The sequence below is a fragment of the Nocardia gamkensis NBRC 108242 genome (assembly GCF_001612985.1).
In the GTDB taxonomy this organism is placed as follows: domain Bacteria; phylum Actinomycetota; class Actinomycetes; order Mycobacteriales; family Mycobacteriaceae; genus Nocardia; species Nocardia gamkensis.
In genome coordinates, this window is sequence record NZ_BDBM01000005.1 from 43,429 (window position 1) to 63,441 (window position 20,013).

General features: G+C 69.3%; 17 protein-coding genes. 5 read left to right on the forward strand and 12 right to left on the reverse strand.

What is annotated here, in order from left to right:
• The first annotated feature begins 9 nt into the window (after positions 1 to 9).
• Complete coding sequence (locus NG1_RS04980; protein ID WP_062968458.1) at positions 10 to 663, forward strand: DUF8020 domain-containing protein; 654 nt, start codon at positions 10 to 12, stop codon at positions 661 to 663.
• A 373-nt stretch (positions 664 to 1,036) separates the two neighbouring features.
• On the opposite strand, the gene NG1_RS04985 is transcribed toward NG1_RS04980, so the two are convergent.
• Positions 1,037 to 2,293, reverse strand: a complete 1,257-nt coding sequence (locus NG1_RS04985; RefSeq protein WP_062968460.1) for a lipase family protein — start codon at positions 2,291 to 2,293, stop codon at positions 1,037 to 1,039.
• 250 nt (positions 2,294 to 2,543) lie between these two features.
• On the opposite strand from NG1_RS04985, the gene NG1_RS04990 reads away from it, so the two are divergent.
• The gene (locus tag NG1_RS04990; RefSeq protein WP_062968462.1) at positions 2,544 to 3,188 is read left to right on the forward strand and encodes a cysteine hydrolase family protein; all 645 of its coding nucleotides are present in this window, start codon (positions 2,544 to 2,546) and stop codon (positions 3,186 to 3,188) included.
• Between the two features lie 41 nt (positions 3,189 to 3,229).
• Here the strand turns inward: NG1_RS04990 and NG1_RS35200 are convergent, their stop codons facing one another.
• From NG1_RS35200 to NG1_RS05010, 5 genes are read right to left on the reverse strand one after another with little or no spacing between them, the layout of a single operon-like run.
• Positions 3,230 to 3,406, reverse strand: coding sequence for an antitoxin (locus NG1_RS35200; RefSeq protein WP_245659796.1), 177 nt, complete (start codon positions 3,404 to 3,406; stop codon positions 3,230 to 3,232).
• A 43-nt stretch (positions 3,407 to 3,449) separates the two neighbouring features.
• Positions 3,450 to 5,675 (reverse strand): ATP-dependent DNA ligase, encoded by a 2,226-nt coding sequence (locus NG1_RS04995; protein WP_062968464.1) that lies wholly within the window; start codon positions 5,673 to 5,675, stop codon positions 3,450 to 3,452.
• 47 nt (positions 5,676 to 5,722) lie between these two features.
• Entirely contained in the window at positions 5,723 to 5,929 is a 207-nt protein-coding gene (locus tag NG1_RS05000; RefSeq protein WP_062968466.1) for an antitoxin, read from the reverse strand.
• Positions 5,930 to 5,967: 38 nt separating this feature from the next.
• Positions 5,968 to 7,110 (reverse strand): MBL fold metallo-hydrolase, encoded by a 1,143-nt coding sequence (locus tag NG1_RS05005; protein ID WP_062968468.1) that lies wholly within the window; start codon positions 7,108 to 7,110, stop codon positions 5,968 to 5,970.
• The gene (locus tag NG1_RS05010) at positions 7,110 to 7,838 is read right to left on the reverse strand and encodes an enoyl-CoA hydratase (protein WP_062968471.1); all 729 of its coding nucleotides are present in this window, start codon (positions 7,836 to 7,838) and stop codon (positions 7,110 to 7,112) included. Before NG1_RS05010 ends, NG1_RS05005 begins: the two co-directional genes overlap by 1 nt.
• An 89-nt stretch (positions 7,839 to 7,927) precedes the next feature.
• On the opposite strand from NG1_RS05010, the gene NG1_RS05015 reads away from it, so the two are divergent.
• Complete coding sequence (locus NG1_RS05015) at positions 7,928 to 9,031, forward strand: NAD(P)-binding domain-containing protein (RefSeq protein WP_062968473.1); 1,104 nt, start codon at positions 7,928 to 7,930, stop codon at positions 9,029 to 9,031.
• A 19-nt stretch (positions 9,032 to 9,050) separates the two neighbouring features.
• On the opposite strand, the gene NG1_RS05020 is transcribed toward NG1_RS05015, so the two are convergent.
• The 6 genes from NG1_RS05020 to NG1_RS05045 all read right to left on the reverse strand — a co-directional run bounded on the left by NG1_RS05020 (position 9,051) and on the right by NG1_RS05045 (position 17,041).
• Complete coding sequence (locus tag NG1_RS05020) at positions 9,051 to 9,908, reverse strand: aldo/keto reductase (protein ID WP_062968475.1); 858 nt, start codon at positions 9,906 to 9,908, stop codon at positions 9,051 to 9,053.
• A gap of 82 nt (positions 9,909 to 9,990) precedes the next feature.
• The gene (locus NG1_RS05025; protein ID WP_062968477.1) at positions 9,991 to 11,586 is read right to left on the reverse strand and encodes an acetyl-coenzyme A carboxylase carboxyl transferase subunits beta/alpha; all 1,596 of its coding nucleotides are present in this window, start codon (positions 11,584 to 11,586) and stop codon (positions 9,991 to 9,993) included.
• A gap of 51 nt (positions 11,587 to 11,637) precedes the next feature.
• The gene (locus NG1_RS05030) at positions 11,638 to 12,240 is read right to left on the reverse strand and encodes a GTP-binding protein (protein WP_174186021.1); all 603 of its coding nucleotides are present in this window, start codon (positions 12,238 to 12,240) and stop codon (positions 11,638 to 11,640) included.
• The gene (locus NG1_RS05035) at positions 12,221 to 12,595 is read right to left on the reverse strand and encodes a DUF742 domain-containing protein (protein WP_014981573.1); all 375 of its coding nucleotides are present in this window, start codon (positions 12,593 to 12,595) and stop codon (positions 12,221 to 12,223) included. Before NG1_RS05035 ends, NG1_RS05030 begins: the two co-directional genes overlap by 20 nt.
• A gap of 7 nt (positions 12,596 to 12,602) precedes the next feature.
• Positions 12,603 to 13,016 carry a roadblock/LC7 domain-containing protein gene (locus NG1_RS05040; protein ID WP_011207200.1) on the reverse strand — a complete coding sequence of 138 codons (414 nt, stop codon included), beginning with the start codon at positions 13,014 to 13,016 and terminating at the stop codon, positions 12,603 to 12,605.
• The gene (locus NG1_RS05045) at positions 13,013 to 17,041 is read right to left on the reverse strand and encodes a sensor histidine kinase (protein WP_084498729.1); all 4,029 of its coding nucleotides are present in this window, start codon (positions 17,039 to 17,041) and stop codon (positions 13,013 to 13,015) included. Before NG1_RS05045 ends, NG1_RS05040 begins: the two co-directional genes overlap by 4 nt.
• A gap of 319 nt (positions 17,042 to 17,360) precedes the next feature.
• Between NG1_RS05045 and NG1_RS05050 the strand changes: the two genes are divergently transcribed.
• Together NG1_RS05050 and NG1_RS05055 are read left to right on the forward strand one after the other, a co-directional pair.
• Positions 17,361 to 19,424, forward strand: a complete 2,064-nt coding sequence (locus tag NG1_RS05050; protein ID WP_062968479.1) for an AMP-binding protein — start codon at positions 17,361 to 17,363, stop codon at positions 19,422 to 19,424.
• 123 nt (positions 19,425 to 19,547) lie between these two features.
• A complete protein-coding gene (locus NG1_RS05055; RefSeq protein WP_062968882.1) occupies positions 19,548 to 19,934 on the forward strand; it encodes a hemophore-related protein in 387 nt (128 codons plus the stop codon).
• The last annotated feature ends 79 nt before the right edge of the window (positions 19,935 to 20,013 follow it).

Here is a 20,013-nt window from a genome sequence, read left to right on the forward strand (position 1 = left end):
AACCGAGAAATGATTCTGCGGAAAGTCACTGCCGCTGTCGTGCCACTGGTCGCCGCGCTCACGGTGGGGTCCGCTGTCGCGCACGCGGAACCGGGCGCGACAGCGGTTCCGGACATCGGCTACCAAGCCGAGCTGATCGGGAACAAGGTGGTCACGACGCTCACCGCGGGCACGTTCGAGGTGCGCGGCGACGCCGTCGACATCAAGGACGCGGCGGGTGCGGTCGCGGTCACGCTGCCGCTCGCCTTCCGGCAGGACGGGCTCGAATACCCCATGTCCCACGTGGTGCGGGACGCGGGCCGGGTGCTGGAGCTGACCGTCGTCAAGGACGCGGCGCAGGCGCGCCCCGCGGCCACGCCGGTCGCGTCGCCGTTCGAGAACCAGCGCGCGATGGACGCCTTCCTCTCGCAGTTCGGCATCGCCACCGCGGTCGGCGGATTCATCGGCACGGTGATCGGAGCGCTCGTCGGTCTGACGGGCATCATCGGCGGACCCGTCGGTATCGCCACTGTGCTCGCCGGCGCGGGTATCGGCGGCATCATCGGCACCATCGTCGTCGGCGGACCGGCCCTGATCATCGCCGGTATCGATCTGATCAGCACGCTGGCCGCCCCGCCCGGCAGCACCAAGTGGATGGACACCACCGGGCGTTCGCAGAACTGACCGGTGTCCCCTGGCGCTACGCGCACCGAATCGACCGCGATTCGGTGCGCTTTCGTCTGTGCGGACAGTCGGTGGCTCCCCGGAGGCGATCGCCGCGCTCACGCGCCCGCGTCCGTGGACGGATACGGTGCCGCACCATCGGCGGTTCCCCGAGGCGAACACCGCACTGACGCACCCGCGCGGATCGGCGGACGCGATCCCGCACAATCGGTCACACCCGGAGACCAACACCGCACTCACGCACCCGCCCCCGTCAGCGGACGCCGTACCGCACCGCCGCTCACTCCCGGGAGACCAACACCGCACTCACCCACCCGTGCCCATCAGCGGACCGGTACCCACCGCATTCGCCGACGATCAGGCGGTCGTTGACTCACCGCTCCCGGCATCCGGCGGCCACCGGCAGACCCGCGAACCGATCGCCCAGAAAGTTCATCGCGCCCGGCGCCTCACCGATCGCCGCCGGGTTGTGGGTGGGCAGCATCGAGTGCACCGAGGTGATCGCCGCTCCCTGCGCGCAGTACCGGCCGACCAGGTCGGTGAAGCCCGCCACGGGGATCACGTCGTCGGTGCGGCTGTGGTACAGGTACATCGGCGTCTCCGGCGCACTGCCGCCGAGTTCCTGGGCGTCGGTCGCGGCGCGGAAAGCCGGATGCGACAGCAGATCCGGGACGACCGCGAAGTCGTCGACCCGCGCGCCGACGTACTTCGGCACCAGGTCGGACCCGCACATGGTGGCATTCTCGGCCAGCGCCGCGCGCCCCCGATCGTTGAGCAACGCCAGCACGCCGTTGCCGGGATCGTTGCGCGCGATGGCGAACAGGATCAGCAACGCCAGCCCGGCCTGCACGGTGCCGTCCGCCTCGCGCGCTATGGCGGGCCAGTCCGCCGGAACGCCACCCGAGGTGATGCCGGCGAACCGGACATCCGGCGCGTACCACGGCTGCATCTGCGCCGCCCACAGCGTGGCGAACGCGCCGCCCGAATAGCCCCAGGCGCCGACGGGCGTCGCGGGCCCGAGCCCGGCCTGCGGAAGATCACGGGCCGCCCGGATGCCGTCCAGCACGCCGCGTCCGGAGTTCACCCCGTCCAGGAACCGGGACCGCGGACCCTCGTAGTCGCCGGCCACCACCGCCCACCCGCGCCGCAGTGCCTCCGCCATGAACGGCGTGTCGATGAGGGTGTTCACCGCGCCGCTGTCCCAGCCGCCGCGCAGCGCGAACGACGGCGCGCACCGCGTGCCGAGACTGTCCTCGGGCACCTGATACGACAGCAGGGGCCGGGCGCCCGGGCCGAACCACGGCAACATCGGGACCATCACGGTCGCCACGTCGGCCACCGGATCGTCGCTCGCGTCGGTGCTGCGATACTTCACCTGCCATGCCGAAACCGGCAGGGGGAGGCCGAACAACGCGATCGGGCGCGAATCCAGCACGGCGCCGTTGGGGTAGCGCTCGAGGTCCGCGGGGGCCGCGTAGAACGGGTCGTGGTCCGGCGAGGGTAGCTCGGCGTGTGCCGCCGGGACGGCGGCAAGAGCGATCAGCGCGGACAACGCGATTCCCAGGATCGCGGTGCGCACCGGGCGGTTGCTCGCCTGCGCGGTGACAGGCGCTGCGTGCACATCCTTCATCAGGGCCTCCCCAGTCCCGGCGAGGCGGTGAGTGTCCCGGTGCGGTCGGCGCCGGTTCACCTGGCCTCCAGACCTCAACGGTACTGCTGGGCGGACAAACCCGGCAACGGGCGATCGCAGGTCACACCCACCGCCGCCGTTGTCCGCAGGGCTGGCTACAGTGTTGGCCAAACCGTCCCTGGCGCAATCGAATAGCTGTCCGGCGTCACCCCGCCCACAGCGCGAGCGCAACGAAGAGGAGTAGCCGAGCATGCGGCATGGCAACGGACTGGACATCCCCGAGGGACTCGCCGACGTGTGCGCGCCCGACCGGATGGCGGTGATCGTCTACGACATGCAGGTCGGCGTGCTCAGCCAGTTGCCGGACGGCCCGGAGATCATCGAGCGGGTGGTTCGGGTGGTCGACGCGGCGCGCTCGGGTGGCTACCCGGTGATCTTCCTGCGCCATTTCTTCCTGCCGGAGCGGCTGAGCGGAGCATTCGCGCTGCGCATGGCCATGAGCTGGCAGCAGGTGGATTCGGTGGACGAGGTGCGCTTCATCCTGCAGCGCGACACCCCGGCCTTCGAGCTGGTTCCCGAGCTGCGGCCGCGCGCGGACGAGGTGGTGTTCGACAAGACGTCGATGTCGGCCTTCGAAGGAACTCCGCTGGCCTCTACGCTGCGCGATCTGCGAATCGGCGCCTACGCGATCGCGGGCGTCGCCCTGGAGATCGGCATCGCGCCCACGGTCGCGCATTCCACCGATCTCGGATTCGTCCCGGTGGTGATCAGCGACGCGGTCGGCGGCCGGGACAAGGAGGCCATGGCTCGGGCCTACGCGGATTTCGAATTCCAGGGCCACGCGCTGGTGACCGACATCGCCACCATCACCCCGCTGCTCGCGGGCGGCAACTGACCCGGAACGGGACCCGGCCACGACCGGGTCCCGTTCGACGTTCACTTCTCCCGCAGGGCTTTCTTGGCCGCGTTCTGGGCGGCGTCGACCTGGCCCGTGAACTTGTCGCCCGTCTTCTCGTCGACGAGGTCGCCCGCCTTGTCGATGACCGCGTCCAGTTTGTCCGCGTTCTTCTGGGCCAGGTCCATCGCCTTACCCGCCAGGTTCTTGAAGTCCACCGTGCACTCCTCGTTTCGCGCTGAGAACAACCGCGAGACAACCCTACCCAGCGCCCAGCCAAGCCGGATGCCACAACCGGCCCGTCTCGGTCCAGTTCATGAACCGTACGGTGCCACCGAGTTTCGGCGTCACCCACACCGCCTCCTTGCGTTCCTCGGCGGTGAGGTCGTTGTCGAACGGCGAGGTCTTGCGCTCCAGCTTGCGCAGCCGCGCGGCCAGCTCCCGCATGGCCGAGTCGTCGAACCCGGTGCCGACCCGTCCGACGTAGACCAGCCTGCCGTCGTGCGGAATACCGACCAGCAGCGATTTGAACTCTCGCGCCGTACTGCGCCGCCACCCGCCGATCAGCACCCGCTGAGTGCGCCAGTTGCGCTGCTTCACCCAGGCATGCCCGCGCTTGCCAGGCAGATACACCGAATCCTTTCGTTTCGCGACCACGCCCTCCAGCCCGTGCTCCTGGCTGTAGTGCAAGGCCTCGGCGCCGGAGCCGTCCAGTCGTGGCGGCACCACCATCGACGGCGCATTCGCGGCGAGCGCCTCCAGCACCCTGCGGCGATCGGAATATCTCTTGCGCAGCAGCGACGTGCCGTCCAGGTACAGCACGTCGAACGCGACGAACACCGCCCGCGCCGCGTCGGCTTGCAGCAGGCCGAGGTTCGCGACGCCGTGATCGTCGAAGACGACGGCCTCGCCGTCCAGCACCACCTGATGCCCGGACAATTCCCGCCGCAGCGCCGCGATGCGCGGATAGCGGTCGGTCACGACGTTGCCCGCCCGGCTGTGCAACGTGATCGCGCCGGAGTCGATCTCGGCGATCAGCCGGAAGCCGTCCCACTTCGTCTCGAAGCACCACTCGTCCGCTCCGAGATCGGCGACGTCGCCGTGCGTCGCGAGCATCGGCGACAGGCCGCGCGGAAGCGACGAGGACATCAGATGCATCAGCCATTGGTTGCCGTTGGTCTGGATCAGCGCGTACCGGCCGGTGAGCCGCTTACCGTGGAACCGCACGATGACCTCGTCGTCGCGCCACTTCTCGGTCTCGTAGGTGCCGGAGTCCCAGATCGTCATCTCGCCCGCGCCGTACTCGCCTTTCGGGATGGCTCCGTGGAAGTCGAGATACTCCATCGGATGGTCCTCGGTGTGCACAGCGAGGCGGTTCTGCTCGGGAGAGGTCGGCGGGCCTTTCGGCACCGCCCACGACACCAGGACCCCGTCGCGCTCCAGCCGCACATCCCAGTGCAGGCGCCGCGCGTGGTGCTCCTGCACGACGTAGCGGTTGTCCGCCCCCGGCGCGGGTGTCTGCGCGGGAACGGGCTCGGGCGTGCGGGACGGATCCCGCATCGATCGGTACTTCGTCAACGCGTCCGGGCCCGCCCCCGCCGCGGACGATCCGTTTCCCGCAGGTGGCGCATCCAGTTCGGCGAGCAGATCGCCGTCCGATCGGTATCTGGCGAGTACTTCGTCGAACCGCAGATGCCGCAGCTTCTTCCGGTTCTCGATCTCCTTCCAGGTGCGTGGAGCGGCGACGTTCGGCTGCGGCCGCCCCCGCATCGAGTAGGGCGCGATGGTGGTCTTGGCGGCGTTGTTCTGACTCCAGTCGAGGAAGACCTTGCCGCCGCGAGCCGCCTTCGCCATCGTCGCCGTGACCAGGTTGGGGCGCAGCCGTTGCAGATTGGTGGCCACCTGTTTCGCCACGGTGGACGCGCCGTCCGAGCTCAGTTCGCGATCCAGCGGCACGTAGAGGTGAATTCCCTTGCTGCCGCTGGTCACCGGGAACGTGCGCAGACCGATGCTCTCGACCATCTCGCGCACCGCGAGCGCCACCTCGGCGCATTCGGCGAGCCCCGCTCCCTCGCCCGGGTCCAGATCGAAGACCAGCCTGGTGGCCGGGCCCATGTCGTCACCGTCGAAACGCCACTGCGGCACATGCACTTCCAGGGCGGCCTGCTGCGCGAGCCAGGCCAGCCCGGCCTCGGAATCGATCAGGGGATAGACGACCTTGCGATCGGAATGCCGCAGGGTGCGCCGCTGCATCCAGGAGGGGGCGTGCGACGGGAGATTCTTCTCGAAGAAGGACGGTTCGTCGACGCCGTTGGGCCAGCGCTTGCGGGTGGCCGCCCGCCCGGCGACATGCGGCAGCATGGCAGGCGCGATCGCCGAATAGTAGGCGATGACTTCGCCTTTGGTGGTTCCGGTGGCCGGGTACAACACCTTGTCGAGGTTGCTCAGGTCAACCTCGATACCACCGAACTCGCGGCGGGCCACCATATCCGAAGTGTAGCGGCGGAGACCCGGTCGTGGTCTCCGCCGCTCGCTCAGGCGTGCGGTCCGGACTGGTCCGGCGGGACCACCTTCTTGGCGGCCTCCTTGCCCTTGGCGATCTTGTCGGTGTACTTGCCGTGTGTCTTCTGGTCGATGAAGTCACCGGCCTTGTCCACCGCTGAATTGATCTTGTCGGCGTTCTTTGCCGCCGCGTCCTTACCCTTGTCGACCAGGCCCTTGACCGTATCCGCGAAACTCATCGCCGTGATCCTTCCTGTCGCCAACTAGCAGAAGTCGTTCACTCCACATTCTCCCACCAAGAATCCGCAGGTGGGGCACTCGACGGGTCTACACGCTGCCCGGGCACGGGCACCGCGACCTCGGTGCCCGCCGCCCGCGCCGCTGCCACCATGCGCCGGACCGGCTCGGACCAGCCGTGGAAGGCGAGATTGAAGGTGGCCCAGTGAATGGGCACCAGCAATCCGTGACCGGCATTCCCGCCGCACAGGTCGGCGTGTGCCCGGACCGCCTCCTCGGGATTCATGTGCACATCCGGCCAGCGCTCGTCGTAGGCGCCGATCGGCAGCAGCGTCAGGTCGAACGGACCGAGCGCCGCGCCCGCCTCGGCGAACGCCTTGGTGTAGCCGGTGTCGCCCCCGAAGTAGGCGCGCCGCGTCGGCCCGACGATCGACCACGAGGCCCACAACGTGGTGTTGCGCAGCAGGCCGCGCCCGGAGAAATGCCGCGCCTCCGTGCAGGTGAGCACGAGATCCACGCCGTCGCGGTCTCGGCCGAGTTCGGTGAGCGACACCGAACCGCCCCAGTCCAATTCGACGATGCGATCCTCCGGCACACCCCAGTGCCGCAGGTGGGCGCCGATACCGATCGGCACCAGGAACGGCGCGCTCTGGCGTGCCACCAGCTCCCGCACGGTCCACTTGTCCAGGTGGTCGTAATGATCGTGCGAGATGAGCACCGCGTCGATCGGGGGCAGGTCGGCCAGCGGCTGCGGCATCGGATGCATCCGCGCGGGCCCGACCAGCGCCGACGGCGAAACTCGCTCGCTCCACACCGGATCGGTGAGAATGCGGTACCCGTCGACCTCGACCAACGTCGTGGCGTGGCCGTACCAGGTGACGGCGAGCGCGGACGCCGCGGTCGGCTGCTGCGGCGTCCGCAGCGGGATGGGGCCCCGCGGCCTGCCCGCGTTGCGCTGGGTCAACGCCGAGACCAGCAGCGAGGGAGCCGAACCCGCGACCACCTGGCTACTGGGTTCGGTGTTGTGGAACTGGCGGTCGCGATAGGTCGCCGCACCCACCGCGTACGGCTGGATCGCCGAGATCGAAGCGCCCATCGCCGAAGGGATGTCCCATACCGCCCGGACCACCCAGGTGATGCCGAGCGTGCCCGCCGCGGCGCCCGCGATGCGTCTGATGTCCATCATCGCCCCACGAATTTCGCGGCGCGCTTTTCCTGCCTGGCCAAACGACCCTCCTTGGCATCCTCGCTCGTCCACGCGGCCTCCAGCGCGGCGCGCTGCTGCGCGGTCTCCGGATCGCGCGTTCCGTCATCATTGAGCACCAGCTTCATGTGCCGCAGGGACAACGGAGCCAATGCCGCGATCTGCTTGCCCCAGGCCTGCGCGTCGGACGCCGTACCGATCCGGTTGGCGAACCCGAAGGAGTAGGCGTCCGCGGCCGATATCTGTTCGGCGCCCAGCAGCACCGTGCGCGCCGGACCGCCGCCGATCAAGGCGACCAACCTGCGCACGGTCCACCGATCCACGCTGATGCCCAGTTTCGCCGCGGGAATGGCGATGTACGCCTCCGGCGAGACCACCCGCAGGTCCGAAGCGAGCGCCAGTTGCACGCCCGCCCCGATCGCGGCGCCGTTGATCGCCGAAATCACCGGGATCGGCACGGATTCGATGGTGTGCAGCGTTTCCAGCCACTCGGACAGGAAATCGCCGGAGTACACCCCGGACAGATCGGCGCCGGCACTGAAGACCGGGCCGCGCCCGGTCAACACGATGACTCGCGCCTGGTCGGCGACAGCGGCGAGCACGGCCTCGCGCAGCAGCGTCACGAGTTCGTAGTTGAGCGCGTTGCGGCGCTCTTCCCGCTGAAGTTCGATGGTGACCACGTCACCGTCCCGGCTGACCCCGAGCATGCGACCTCCCCGACTGAACGGTCCGTCTGATCTCTTCACTCTGCCACAGGGGACTACCCATTCCGCGCCGGGCGATACGATCACCGGCTGTGCCGACCGACTTCGACATCCTGGTGATCGGCGCTGGTCAGGCGGGACTGTCGGCCGGTTATCACCTCCAGCGCCTCGGGCTGCGGCCCGAACGGCACTTCCTGCTCGTCGATCGCTCCCCCGGGCCCGGCGGCGCGTGGCAGTTCCGCTGGCCCTCCCTCACCTTGGACACGGTCAACCGGGTGCACGACCTGCCCGGCATGTCGTTCGCCGAGACCTTGCCGCCGGGTTCGTCGTCCGCGCCCGCGGCATCCGCTGTGCCGCACTACTACGAGCTGTACGAGAAGCGGTTCGACCTGCGGGTTCACCGCCGGGTATCGGTCACTGTGGTCTGTGATCGCACCGAGGAAGGCGACCCGGCCGATCGCGGCGCGGTGCTCGGCGCGGAGACCGACGCGTCCGGGCTCATCCGGGTTCGCGGCCTGATCAACTGCACCGGCACCTGGGAGAATCCGTTCGTTCCGCACTATCCCGGAGCGCAGACGTTCACCGGTCGCCAGCTGCACACCCACGACTATCACAGTGCCGCGGAATTCGCGGGCAAGCACGTCGTGGTGGTCGGCGGCGGCATATCGGCCGTTCAGCTGCTCGACGAGATCTCCCAGGTCACCACGACGACCTGGGTCACGAGAACACCGCCGCGCTTCCGCGAGGGGCCGTTCACCGAAGAGGCGGGGCGAGCCGCGGTCGCGATGGTCGAGGACCGGGTCCGGCGCGGGCTGCCGCCGGGATCGGTGGTCTCGGTCACCGGGCTGCGGCTCGACGACCGGTTACGAGCGGCACGAGATCGCGGCGCGCTCACCCGTCTGCCGATGTTCGAGCGCATCGAGCCCGGCGGCGTGCGGTGGGCCGACGGAACCTTTCAGCAGGCGGACGTGATCCTGTGGGCCACCGGCTTCCGCAGCGCCCTCGACCACCTCGCGCCGCTGCGACTGCGCGGGCCCGGCGGCGGCATCACCATGTCGGGACGGCTGGCCACCCAGGTAGCCGCCGATCCGCGCATCCATCTGATCGGCTACGGGCCGTCGGCCAGCACCGTGGGCGCCAACCGCGCGGGGCGTACGGCGGCGCTGGAACTCACCCGGCATCTCGGACTGCGCTGACGGTGCGCGGCCCGAGTCGTCAGTCGATCAGTCCGAGCGTGAGCGTATCCGGGTCCCCGCCGATGCGCGAACCGCTGTCCAGGCCGTTGATCGCGTCCATCTGCTCCGCGGTCAGCTCGAAGCCGAACACGTCGAAGTTCTCCGCGATCCGCGACGGCGTCACCGACTTCGGGATGACGACGTTGCCCAGTTGCAGATGCCAGCGGATGATCACCTGCGCGGGCGTGCGACCGACCTCGGCGGCCACCTGGGCGATGGTGGCGTCGTCGAGCAGTGTGCCCTGTCCGAGCGGACTCCACGCCTCGGTCGCGATCGCATTGGCGGCGTGGAACTCACGCAGTTCGCGCTGCGCCAAGCTGGGGTGCAGCTCGATCTGGTTCACCACCGGGATCTCACCGGTCTCGGCGATGAGCCGCTGGATGTGCGCGACCGTGAAGTTCGAGACGCCGATCGACCGCACCCGGCCCTGTGACTTCAGCGCCTGGAAGGCGCGGAAGGTGTCCACGAAGCGGTCGGCCACGGCCACCGGCCAGTGGATGAGGTAGAGGTCGAGGTAGTCGAGGCCGAGCCGCTGCATGCTGGCGTCGAACGCGCGCAGCGTCGAGTCGTAGCCCTGGTCGGAGTTCCACAGCTTGGTGGTGACGTAGATCTCGTCGCGGGGCAGGCCGTATTCCCGGATCGCCCGGCCGGTGCCCTCCTCGTTTCCGTAGATCGCGGCGGTATCGATGCTGCGGTAGCCAACCTCGAGCGCGGTGGTGACGACCGAGAAGACGTCCTCGGCGGGTACCTGGAATACGCCGAAGCCGAGCTGCGGGATCACGTTCCCGTCGTTCAGCACGATCGAGGGAACGGTGCTGGTCTCGCTTTTGAAGGTCACATTCCGACGGTAGAAGTGTGGCGGCGAACCGTCAATCACGCGCTCTGGTGTGTTGGCCTGCAATTTGCTGGTAAACCTGCGGTCAGCCCGTCATACCGGGCAGACCCAACCGCCGGTACCGCGCTTGGCGCGCCGCGAGCAACTCCGGTTCCGGCCGTGCGCGCAAGGTCGCCAGTTCGAGCGCGATCGCGGCGACCATCCGCCGGGCGAAGTCCACCGGTTCGTCCGCCGCGTCGGGAAACTCCGGCACGATCCGGTCCACCACGCCGTCGTCCAGCAGGTCGGCGGCACCGATCCGTTGTGTCGCGGCCAACTCCGCAGCATGGTCGGTGTCGCGGAAGACGATGGCGCTCGCTCCTTCCGGCGGCAGCGGGGCGAGCCACGCGTGCGTTGCGGCGAGTACCCGGTCGGCGGGCAACAGCGCCAGCGCGCCGCCGCCGGTGCCCTGGCCGAGCAGCACCGAGACGGTCGGGGTGTCCAGCGTCACCAGATCGGCGATGCAGCGGGCGATCTCGGGTGCCAGTCCGCGCTCCTCCGCCTCCTTCGACAGCGCCGCGCCCACCGTGTCGATGACCAGTACCAGCGGCAGCCGCAACTCCCGAGCAAGCGCCATACTGCGCCGCGCCTCACGCAGCGCGGCCGGGCCCATGGTGTTCTCGCCCTGCTGGCCGCGCCGGTCGTGCCCGAACACCACGCACGGCCTGCCCCGGAAACGACCGAGGGCGAGCACGGCGGTGCGATCGGACTCGCCCTGACCGGTGCCACTGAGCGGAACTCTTTGCGTCACATGACGTAAGAGCTCCCGGATGCCGGGACGCTCCGGGCGGCGGGAGATCAGAACCGACTGCCACACCCGATCGTCCGCAGCACGGCTTCGCCCTTCGTCCAGCCGAAATCGTTCTGCTTCAACACTTTCAGAATCCTGAGCATGGTCCAGCGCGACCGAGCGCTGCGGCCGCGGCGCGATCCGCTCGGAATCCAACTGCGCCGCAGCGGAATCGGGCAGCCCGATGCCGCTGAACACGCTCAGTGCGCGATGGGCGATGCGGCGGAAGACCGGGATCGTCAGGACGCCGTCGATGACGCCGCGGCGATACAAGTTCTCCGCGGTCTGCACGCCTTCCGGAAAAGGCCTGCCGTACAACGCTTGATAGACCCGAGGGCCGAGAAACCCAATGAGCGCGCCGGGCTCGGCGAACGTGATGTGGCCCAACGAGCCCCAGGAAGCGAAAACGCCGCCCATCGTCGGGTTGCGGAGGTAGACCACGTAGGGATGACCCGCCGACTTGTGGGCCGCCACGGCACCGGCGATCTTCACCATCTGCACGAAGGCGACGGTGCCCTCCTGCATCCTGGTCCCACCGGAGGTCGGCGAAGCGACCAGCGGCAGTCCCAGTTCGGTGGCGCGCTCGACCACCGAGACGATCCGCTCCGCAGCGGCCACGCCGATCGAGCCGGCCAGGAACCCGAACTCGCAGGCGATCACGGCCACGCGGCGACCGCGCAGCAGCCCTTCGCCGGTGAGCACCGATTCGTCGGTACCCGCCGCGACCGCCGCCTTTCGCAAGGCATCGCGGTACTGCGGGGAAGCGGCCACCGTCACCGGCGGCCGGTCCCAGCTGACGAACGAGTCCGTGTCGAGCAGCTGCTCGAGTAACTCTCGCGCCGAAGTACGCACCGGGCGAGCCTATCCGGCCCTACCCGGTGCTCCGGCGAGCCGCGCGAGCACTCAGTAGCCCTGCATCACCTTGCGCAGCGCGTACTCGGTGAGCGCGACCAGCGCCTGCTTGGCCGGCTCACGACGACGCGCGTCGATGGACAGGATCGGCACATCGGCGGGCACGGCGAGCGCCTGCCGGATGTCCTCGATCGGGTACCGCGGCGCGTCGTCGAATTCGTTGAGCGCCACCAGGAAGGGCAGGCCGCGCGCTTCGAAGTAGTCGACGGCCGCGAAGCTGTCCTCCAACCTGCGGGTGTCGACCAGCACGACGGCGCCGATGGCGCCACGGATCAGGTCGTCCCACATGAACCAGAACCGATACTGGCCGGGCGTGCCGAACAGGTACAACACCAGATCGTCGGCGAGACTGATCCGGCCGAAGTCCATCGCCACCGTGGTGGTCGACTTCATCGGAATGCCGGTCAGGTTGTCGATCCCGGCGCTGGCATTGGTCACCAACGCCTCGGTGCGCAGCGGAACGATCTCCGACACAGCACCGACCAACGTGGTCTTCCCGACGCCGAAGCCACCGGCGACCACGATCTTCGCCGATGTCGGCTTGCTGGTACGGGTGTCGACCTGCGCCGTCGAATCAAATACGCCGGAGTCCACTGAGAACCCTTTCGATCAGCTCGCGACGCTCATCGTCGCTGGAATCGTCTTTCAAAGTCGCCGATACGCGTACGTGCCCGGCCTCGATCAAATCGGCCACGAGCACACGGGCCACCCCGATAGGGATGCCCAATCGGGCTGCTACCTCGGCAACGGACGGCGATTCTCTGCACAACTCCACGATTGACGTCTCGATGTTGGTCAGTTCGAACTGCCGCTCGAGGGCGACCGGATGCGATGCGACGAGAGCCTCCAACGCCAACTCGACCGCGGGCCTGGTACGGCCTGCGGTCAGCGAGTATGGGCGTACGAGGCTCGGCTCGGCGCTCCCCACGCGGTGATCTTCTATGTCCATCCCACCATCAGGAACCCATCGTGACGCGTGGCGTGGCCTGAACAGTCTGGCCAACACGCTCGACCAACAGAGCCATCTCGTAACCGACCTGACCGATGTCACACGAAGTGTTGGTCAGCACCGCGAGATAGGAACCGTCGCCGACAGCCATGAGTAGCAGGTAGCCGTGCTCCATCTCCACGACGGACTGGAGCACGGTGCCGCCCTCGAACAGATTCGAGACGCCGACCGACAGGCTGGCCAGACCGGCCGTGACGGCCGAGAGCTGTTCGGCGCGGTCGACGGGCAGCTGGGCACTCGCGGCCATGAGTAGGCCGTCCGCCGAGACCAGGACGGCATGGGCTACGCCAGGAACCTCGTTGGCAAAGTTCGAAACCAGCCAATCCAGCTGACGATTCGTACCACCTAGATCGGGGTTCATCGGTCTCCTTTATCTCCGGTTAGGTTCATTGCTCTCATTGCGCGGCCATCCCGGACGCCCTGCTGGTGACGACTCAAGCTGGACCTGATCGTTTCTGGGTCACGGCGCGGCGCCCGATCCGCCGTACCGCTTACGCCGCCGGGGACAAGCCTTCCGCCCGGATTGCGTTGCGGCAAGCCCGCCGCCGTTTTCGTCTCGGGCTGCGCCTCACTGGCGCGCCGAGCCGCTTGCCAACCTTCGTCACCCGGCGATTCGAAGGAGGCGGCCACCTGGGACCGATCCGCGCTGGGATCCGACAGCCACGCCGACATCATCTCGGCGAAGATCGGCGTTCCGCCCATCGACGCCCCCGACTCGTCCGCGGGCTGCAACCTGGTCTGGAAGAACGAGGCCGTCTTGGCCGGGTTGGACCGGAAGCTGTGCTTGCCGGGATCACGCCCTGGTGCGGTGGCGGGCTGATCTTCGCTCGCGGCGTGCTGGCCGCGTTGCGGCAGCGCGATGCCCGGCGGCACCGGCTGGCGCTGCGGCGCTTGCGCGCCCGGCTGCCGTTGCGGCAGACCGGTCAGCCCGCTCTCGCGCTGCGGCGGGCTCGACGGTGCGGGCGGACGCTGCGGCAGACCGTTCACCGCACCCGCCTCACGCTGCGGCAGACCACCCGTCGCGTCACGCTGCGGCAGACCGTTCGAAGCCGAATCCCGTTGCGGCAGACCGTTGACAGCGGGCAGCGCGCCGGAGCCCGGCTCACGCTGCGGCAAGCCGTTGACGGAATCACGTTGCGGAAGGCGATGGGCGCCGGTCTCCCGCTGCGGAAGACCACCGGTGGGTTCGCGCTGTGGCAGCCCACCGGGCGCGGCGTCGCGCTGCGGTAGATCGGGCGCCGGATGCCGCGGCGGCAGGCCGGTCGATCCCGGCTCACGCTGCGGCAGACCACCCAAAGCCGACTCACGCGACGGCAAACCGGTGGAACCCGGCTCACGCGAGGGCAGACCCGTCGATCCCGGCTCACGCGACGGCAGACCCGTCGAACCCGGCTCACGCTGCGGCAAACCCCCCAAAGCCGACTCACGCTGCGGAAGGCCACCGGCGGACTCACGCTGCGGCAGACCGGTGGGACCCGGCTCACGCGAGGGCAGACCGCCTAAGGCCGACTCACGCTGCGGCAAACCGGTGGGACCCGGCTCACGCGAGGGCAGACCACCCAAAGCCGACTCACGCGACGGCAAACCGGTGGAACCCGGCTCACGCGACGGCAGACCCGTCGATCCCGGCTCACGCTGCGGCAAGCCGCCCAAAGCCGACTCACGCTGCGGCAACCCACCGGAAGCCGAGTCACGCTGCGGCGCACCGTTCGAACCCAGCTGCCGCTGCGGTAGGCCGGTCGGACCGGTGGAACCCGGCTCACGCTGCGGAAGGCCACCGGCGGACTCACGCTGCGGCAGACCACCCAAACCGCTTTCCCGCGGCGGCAGACCACCCAGACCGGTCTCGCGCGGCGGCAGACCGCTCGCCGGGTCGCGCTGCGGCAGGCCGCCGGAAGCGGCTTCGCGCTGCGGCAGGCCGCTGGACGCGTCCCGCTGCGGCACGCCGTTGGTGCCCGGCTGCCGCTGCGGTAGACCGGTGCTCGGCTGCGGCACACCATTGGCACCCGGCTGACGCAGGGGCAGTTCGCCCGAGTTCGGGTCGCGCGGCGGCAGGCCCGAACCGGACTGCTCCGCGGGACCACCGGGCTGGCGCGGCGGCGGACCGCCAGGGGTGAGGTTGCGCTTGGGCAGATTGGCCGCGGCCAGCTTGCCACGCTGCGGACCGCTCGGCGCCTGCTGTCCGGGCGCGGGCCGCAGGCTGGTCGCCGACTGCTGCGCCTCCGAGCGCATACCGCTCGACGACATCGCCGAACCCGGCTGCCGCTGCGGCAGTCCGCCGGGGCCGGTGGGGATCGGACCGCTGGGCGTGCCGGTGGGCTTGGCGCCGGCGACCGGAATCGGGCCGCTCACCCCGGGATCGACAGTGACCATGACATTGCCCCCAGGAGTCCGGGTGACGGCCCGCATCTGCATGGACGACGGACGCTGCGGCGCGGCGGCCTGCGGCGAGGGCTGCGGGGTGACGGGCTGCGGCTGCGGGGTGACGGCCTGCGCCGCGCTCGGCTTGCCCGCGACGATCAGTCCGACCGGCACGTGCACGGTCACCGTCACGCCGGGATCGCGCGCGGTGTCGAAGGTCGGGCGCAGCCGCACGGTGAGACCGTGCCGCTCGGCGAGCCTGCCGACCACGAACAGACCCATGTGGCGGGCCGTGTCCGGCCCCGGCTCGGCGGTCTGCTCCAAGCGGTAATTGATGTCGGCCATCTCGGCGGGCGGCATACCGATGCCGCGGTCGGCCACCTCGATGAGCAGGCCCTGATCGTGCGCCTGCGCGAAAGTGAACTTGACGTCGGTCTCCGGCGGCGAGGCGCGCAGCGCGTTGTCCAGCAGTTCGGCGAACAGGTGCGCGAGGTCGGAGGCGGCGGGTTCCTTCAGCGAACCGCGCGGCGTGGCGCCGAGCTTCACGCGCTCGTAGTCCTCGACCTCGGAGATCGCGGCACGCAGCACGTCGGCGATCTCGACCGGGGCGGACTTGGCGCGGCGCTGCCTGGTGCCGGCCAGAATCAGCAGGTTGTCGCCGTTGCGGCGCATGCGGGCGGCGAGGTGGTCGAGCCGGAAGAGGTTCTCCAGCAGGCGCGGGTCCTTCTCGTCGTACTCCATCGCCTCGATGAGGGTGAGCTGATGGTCGACGAGCGACTTCGAGCGCCGCGCCAGGGTCTCGAACATGTCGTTGACCTGCGAACGCATCTTCGCCTGATCACTCGCCAGGCGCAGCGCCTGGCCGTGGATGTCGTCGACCGCGCGGGCCAGCTGGCCGATCTCCTCGGTGCTGCGCACCGGCATCGGCTCCAGCGGCACCTCTTCCGGCGAGGCGCCGGTGCGGAGCTGGGCGACCTCGTGCGGCAGGTCGCTCTCGGCCACGCGCAGCGCGGCCAACCGCAGCCGGTGCAGCGGGACGATCATCGAGCGGGCCACGAAGACCGCGAGCAGGAGAGCGGCGAGGATGGTCGCGATGACGACGGCGGTGTAGGTCCACGCGTCGCGCTGGGCGGTGGTCACCAGCGAGTTCATCGCGTTGTCGATGTCCTTGGTCGCCTTGCCGACGACATGCTCGTAGACCGCGAGGCTGTCGGTCAGCGACTTCTTCAGGTCGCCGACGGGAAGCTGGCCCGCCTGCGCCTGCGGGCTGGTCAACAGCGCGATCCTGGTGTCGATGCCCGCGCGCAGGTCGGCGATCGAGGTGTCGCCGTCGGAGAAGCGATGCGCGAGCACGTTGAGCAGCGCGCGCTCGGTGTTGGAGGCGATGAGGAAGTTCTGGACGCCGGACTGCTGGGAGCGCAGCACCTCGGGGAAGGCGGCGAGTTCGCTGACCAGGGTGGCACGGGTGTTGAGCGAGTCGACCAGCCGCAGTTTGGCGGCGTCGACGGCGGTGTCGCTGACCTGGCCGACCGTGGTCTCGACGATCCGGACGCTGTCGTTACGGACGCGGTCGATCAGGGCGAGGGTGTCCGACGGCGGACCGGTGGAGACCGATTTGCCCTGCGCACGCACGCCCTTGGCCTGGGTGAGCATGCTGTCGATGGCCGTGCGCGCGCCGGGCACGCCGTCGAGCTTGGCGACCGCCTTCTCGGCGTTGGCGATGGCCTTGTCGAGATCCGCGAGGTTCTGGTCGGTCACCACGGACTGGTTGGAGCCCAGCGAGATCATCTGCGATCCCGCGGTGGTGGCGGTCTGCGCGCTGAGCGCGGTGACCGAGGGGATCGCGGCGACATTCTCCGAGATGTCGGCGAGCCGGTTCGAGTCCGCGAACTCCGATGAGATCCTGGACACGCCGAGCCCGACCGCGACCGCCAGAGGCACGGCGAGCACCGCCGTCACCTTCCAGCGCAGGTCCCAGTTGCCCAGAGCCCAGCGGCTGCTGCCGGACCTAGCGGCGTCACGCATCTCCCACTCACTTTCCAAACTGGCCTCTACCACGCGCCATCAACCGAACCTCCACATCGCGTGCTTGGCTCGACAGGTGGAGCTGGCCGAGAGCTGCGGCTGGCCGAGAAATTGCGTCTACGACGGCCCAAATAAGTGACATCAGATTCTAACGGATCAATAACTTCTTGGGTGACTGGGCGTGATGTCGCGATCATTGACCTGCCAGTTCCAGGCAAAACCAAAGGTAGCGGCACCCGCCCGGGCGTCGCGTGAAGTCTGCCACAATCAACCAGATCTATCGAGGCGGGCATCGAGGCGAGGCTAGGGAGTCACGGGGTTGAACGTGCGGCACGAGTATCGACCGGCCTATCAGACCAGCTTGGTGGATCCCGCCGAGTTCTGGGCCGGCGCGGCCGAAGCCATCGACTGGGACGTGCCTCCGACGCAGATCGTCGATACCGGCGCCCGCCCGGTGGCCAGGTGGTTCTCCGGCGCTCGCCTGAACACCTCCTTCAACGCGCTCGACCGGCATGTGCACCCCACCACCCCCGGCGCCCCCGATCTCGCCGATCAGCCCGCACTGATCTACGACTCGGCCATGATCGGCGCCACCGTCGTCTACACCTACGCCGAGCTGCTCGACGAGGTGTCGCGGTTCGCGGGTGCGATGGCCCGGCTGGGCGTCTCGGCGGGCGATCGGGTGGTGATCTACCTGCCGATGATCCCCGAGGCGGTGATCGCGATGCTGGCCTGCGCTCGCATCGGCGCGGTCCACTCGGTGGTGTTCGGCGGCTTCGCGGCCCCGGAGCTGGCCGCCCGCATCGACGACGCGGAGCCGGTGCTGATCATCACAGCCTCCGGCGGCCTGGAACCGGGCAAGAAGATCGAATACCCGCCCATCGTCTTGCAGGCGCTGGATCTCGCCGAGACGACCGCGCCGCGCACGGTGATCGTCAAGCAGCGGCCGCAATTCGACACGATCCCTTTCCCAGCGCCGCAGCCCGCCACCGAGTACCTGCCGAGTTCGGCGCAGACCGTGGCCGCGCAGTGGCTGGACTGGGACGACGCGGTGCGCGACGCGCCGGCGGCCGATCCGGTATCGGTCGCCGCCACCGATCCGCTCTACATCCTCTACACCTCCGGCACCACCGGTAAGCCGAAGGGCGTGGTCCGGGACAACGGCGGGCACGCGGTCGCCCTCGCCTGGTCGATGCGCAACATCTACGACATCCACGCGGGCCAGGTGATGTGGGCCGCCTCCGACGTGGGCTGGGTGGTCGGCCACTCCTACATCGTCTACGCGCCGCTGCTGGTCGGAGCCACCACGCTGCTGTACGAAGGCAAGCCGGTCGGAACGCCGGACGCGGGCGCGTACTGGGAGGTGGTCGACAAGCACAAGGTCGAGGTGTTGTTCACCGCCCCGACGGCGCTGCGCGCCATCCGCAAAGCGGACCCCCGGGCGGAGCTGGCCCACCGCCACGACCTGTCCTCACTGCGCGCCCTGTTCTGCGCGGGCGAACGCCTGGATCCGGCCACCTACACCTGGGCCGAGGAAACCCTGCTCGCGGGTCGCTCGGACTGCCCCGTCGTGGATCACTGGTGGCAGACCGAGACCGGCTGGCCGATCTGCGCGAACCCGCTCGGCCTGCAGCGCCTGCCGATCAAACCGGGCTCCGCCTCGGTACCGATACCCGGCTACCGACTACGCGTGCTCGACTCCTCCGGCAACGCGGTGGCGCCGAACACCGAGGGCAACATAGTCATCGGCCTGCCGCTGCCGCCCGGCACGCTGGCCGGGCTCTGGCTCGACGACGCCCGCTACGAGCGCTCCTATCTCTCCGCCTATCCCGGTCACTACCTCACCGGCGACTCCGGCTACTTCGACGAGGACGGCTACCTGTACGTCCTCGGCCGCAGCGACGACGTGATCAACATGGCCGGGCACCGGCTCTCGGCGGGCAGCATCGAGGCGGCCATCGCGGGGCACGAGGCGGTCGCCGAATGCGCCGTGATCGGGCTGCCCGACGAACTCAAGGGGCACCGGCCGCTGGCCTACGTGGTGCTCAAGTCCGGTGTCGACATCGATCCGGACCGCCTGCGCGACGAGCTGATCGAGCGGGTGCGCACCCAGGTCGGCGCCATCGCCACGCTGCACGACGCCGTCGTCGTGACGGCGCTGCCCAAGACCAGGTCGGGCAAGATCCTGCGTAAGACCATCCGGCAGATCACCTCCGGTGAGACGTTCGAAGTGCCCTCCACCATCGAGGACCCGGGCGTGCTCGCGGCGCTGGAGCAGCAGATCCGCGCGGCGCGTCCCGAGTGGCGGGACCCGGCGCGGGACAACAGCGAGAACACCGATGGCGTGGTGGCGCCCGGCGTGGATCCGGTTGTGCCGTCCTAGGTTTCCGTATCGCCGGTGCGACGTCCTCAGAGTTTCCTCAGAGGATGTTCAGATCGGTGCCAACAGTTCGAAATAGCCTCGAGACCGCCCCGAAACCAATCGATGATCTGGAGGCAACACATCATGAAACGTTCCGTAGGCCGCCCCGCCGTCGCCGCTCTCGCCGCAGGTGGATTCGCCACGGTCACGTTGTTCCTGAGCCCCGCCATCGCAGGCGCGGGCCCGATGGAATACGCGGAGCCGCTGCTGACCTCGGACTGCTCGTTCGCCCAGGTCGACGCGGCGCTGCACGACAAGGCGCCGCAGCTGGCCGCGGTGCTCGACGCGAACCCGAGGCAGAAGGCCGAGTTGCAGCGCAGGTTCGACCAGCCGGTCGAGCAGCGCCGGGCCGAATTGCGGCGGGCCATCGACGAGAACCCGGACGCGGTGCGCCAGGCGGAGAACGACCCGCGGACCGCGCAGTTGCGCGACACGATCCGGGTCGTGGCCGAGACCTGCCACAACTACTGATCCCGCGGACATGGACGACTCGCCGGGTTCGCTCCGGCACCCCGGCGAGGCGTCGCGCGGGACGTGAACCCGTGGCCCG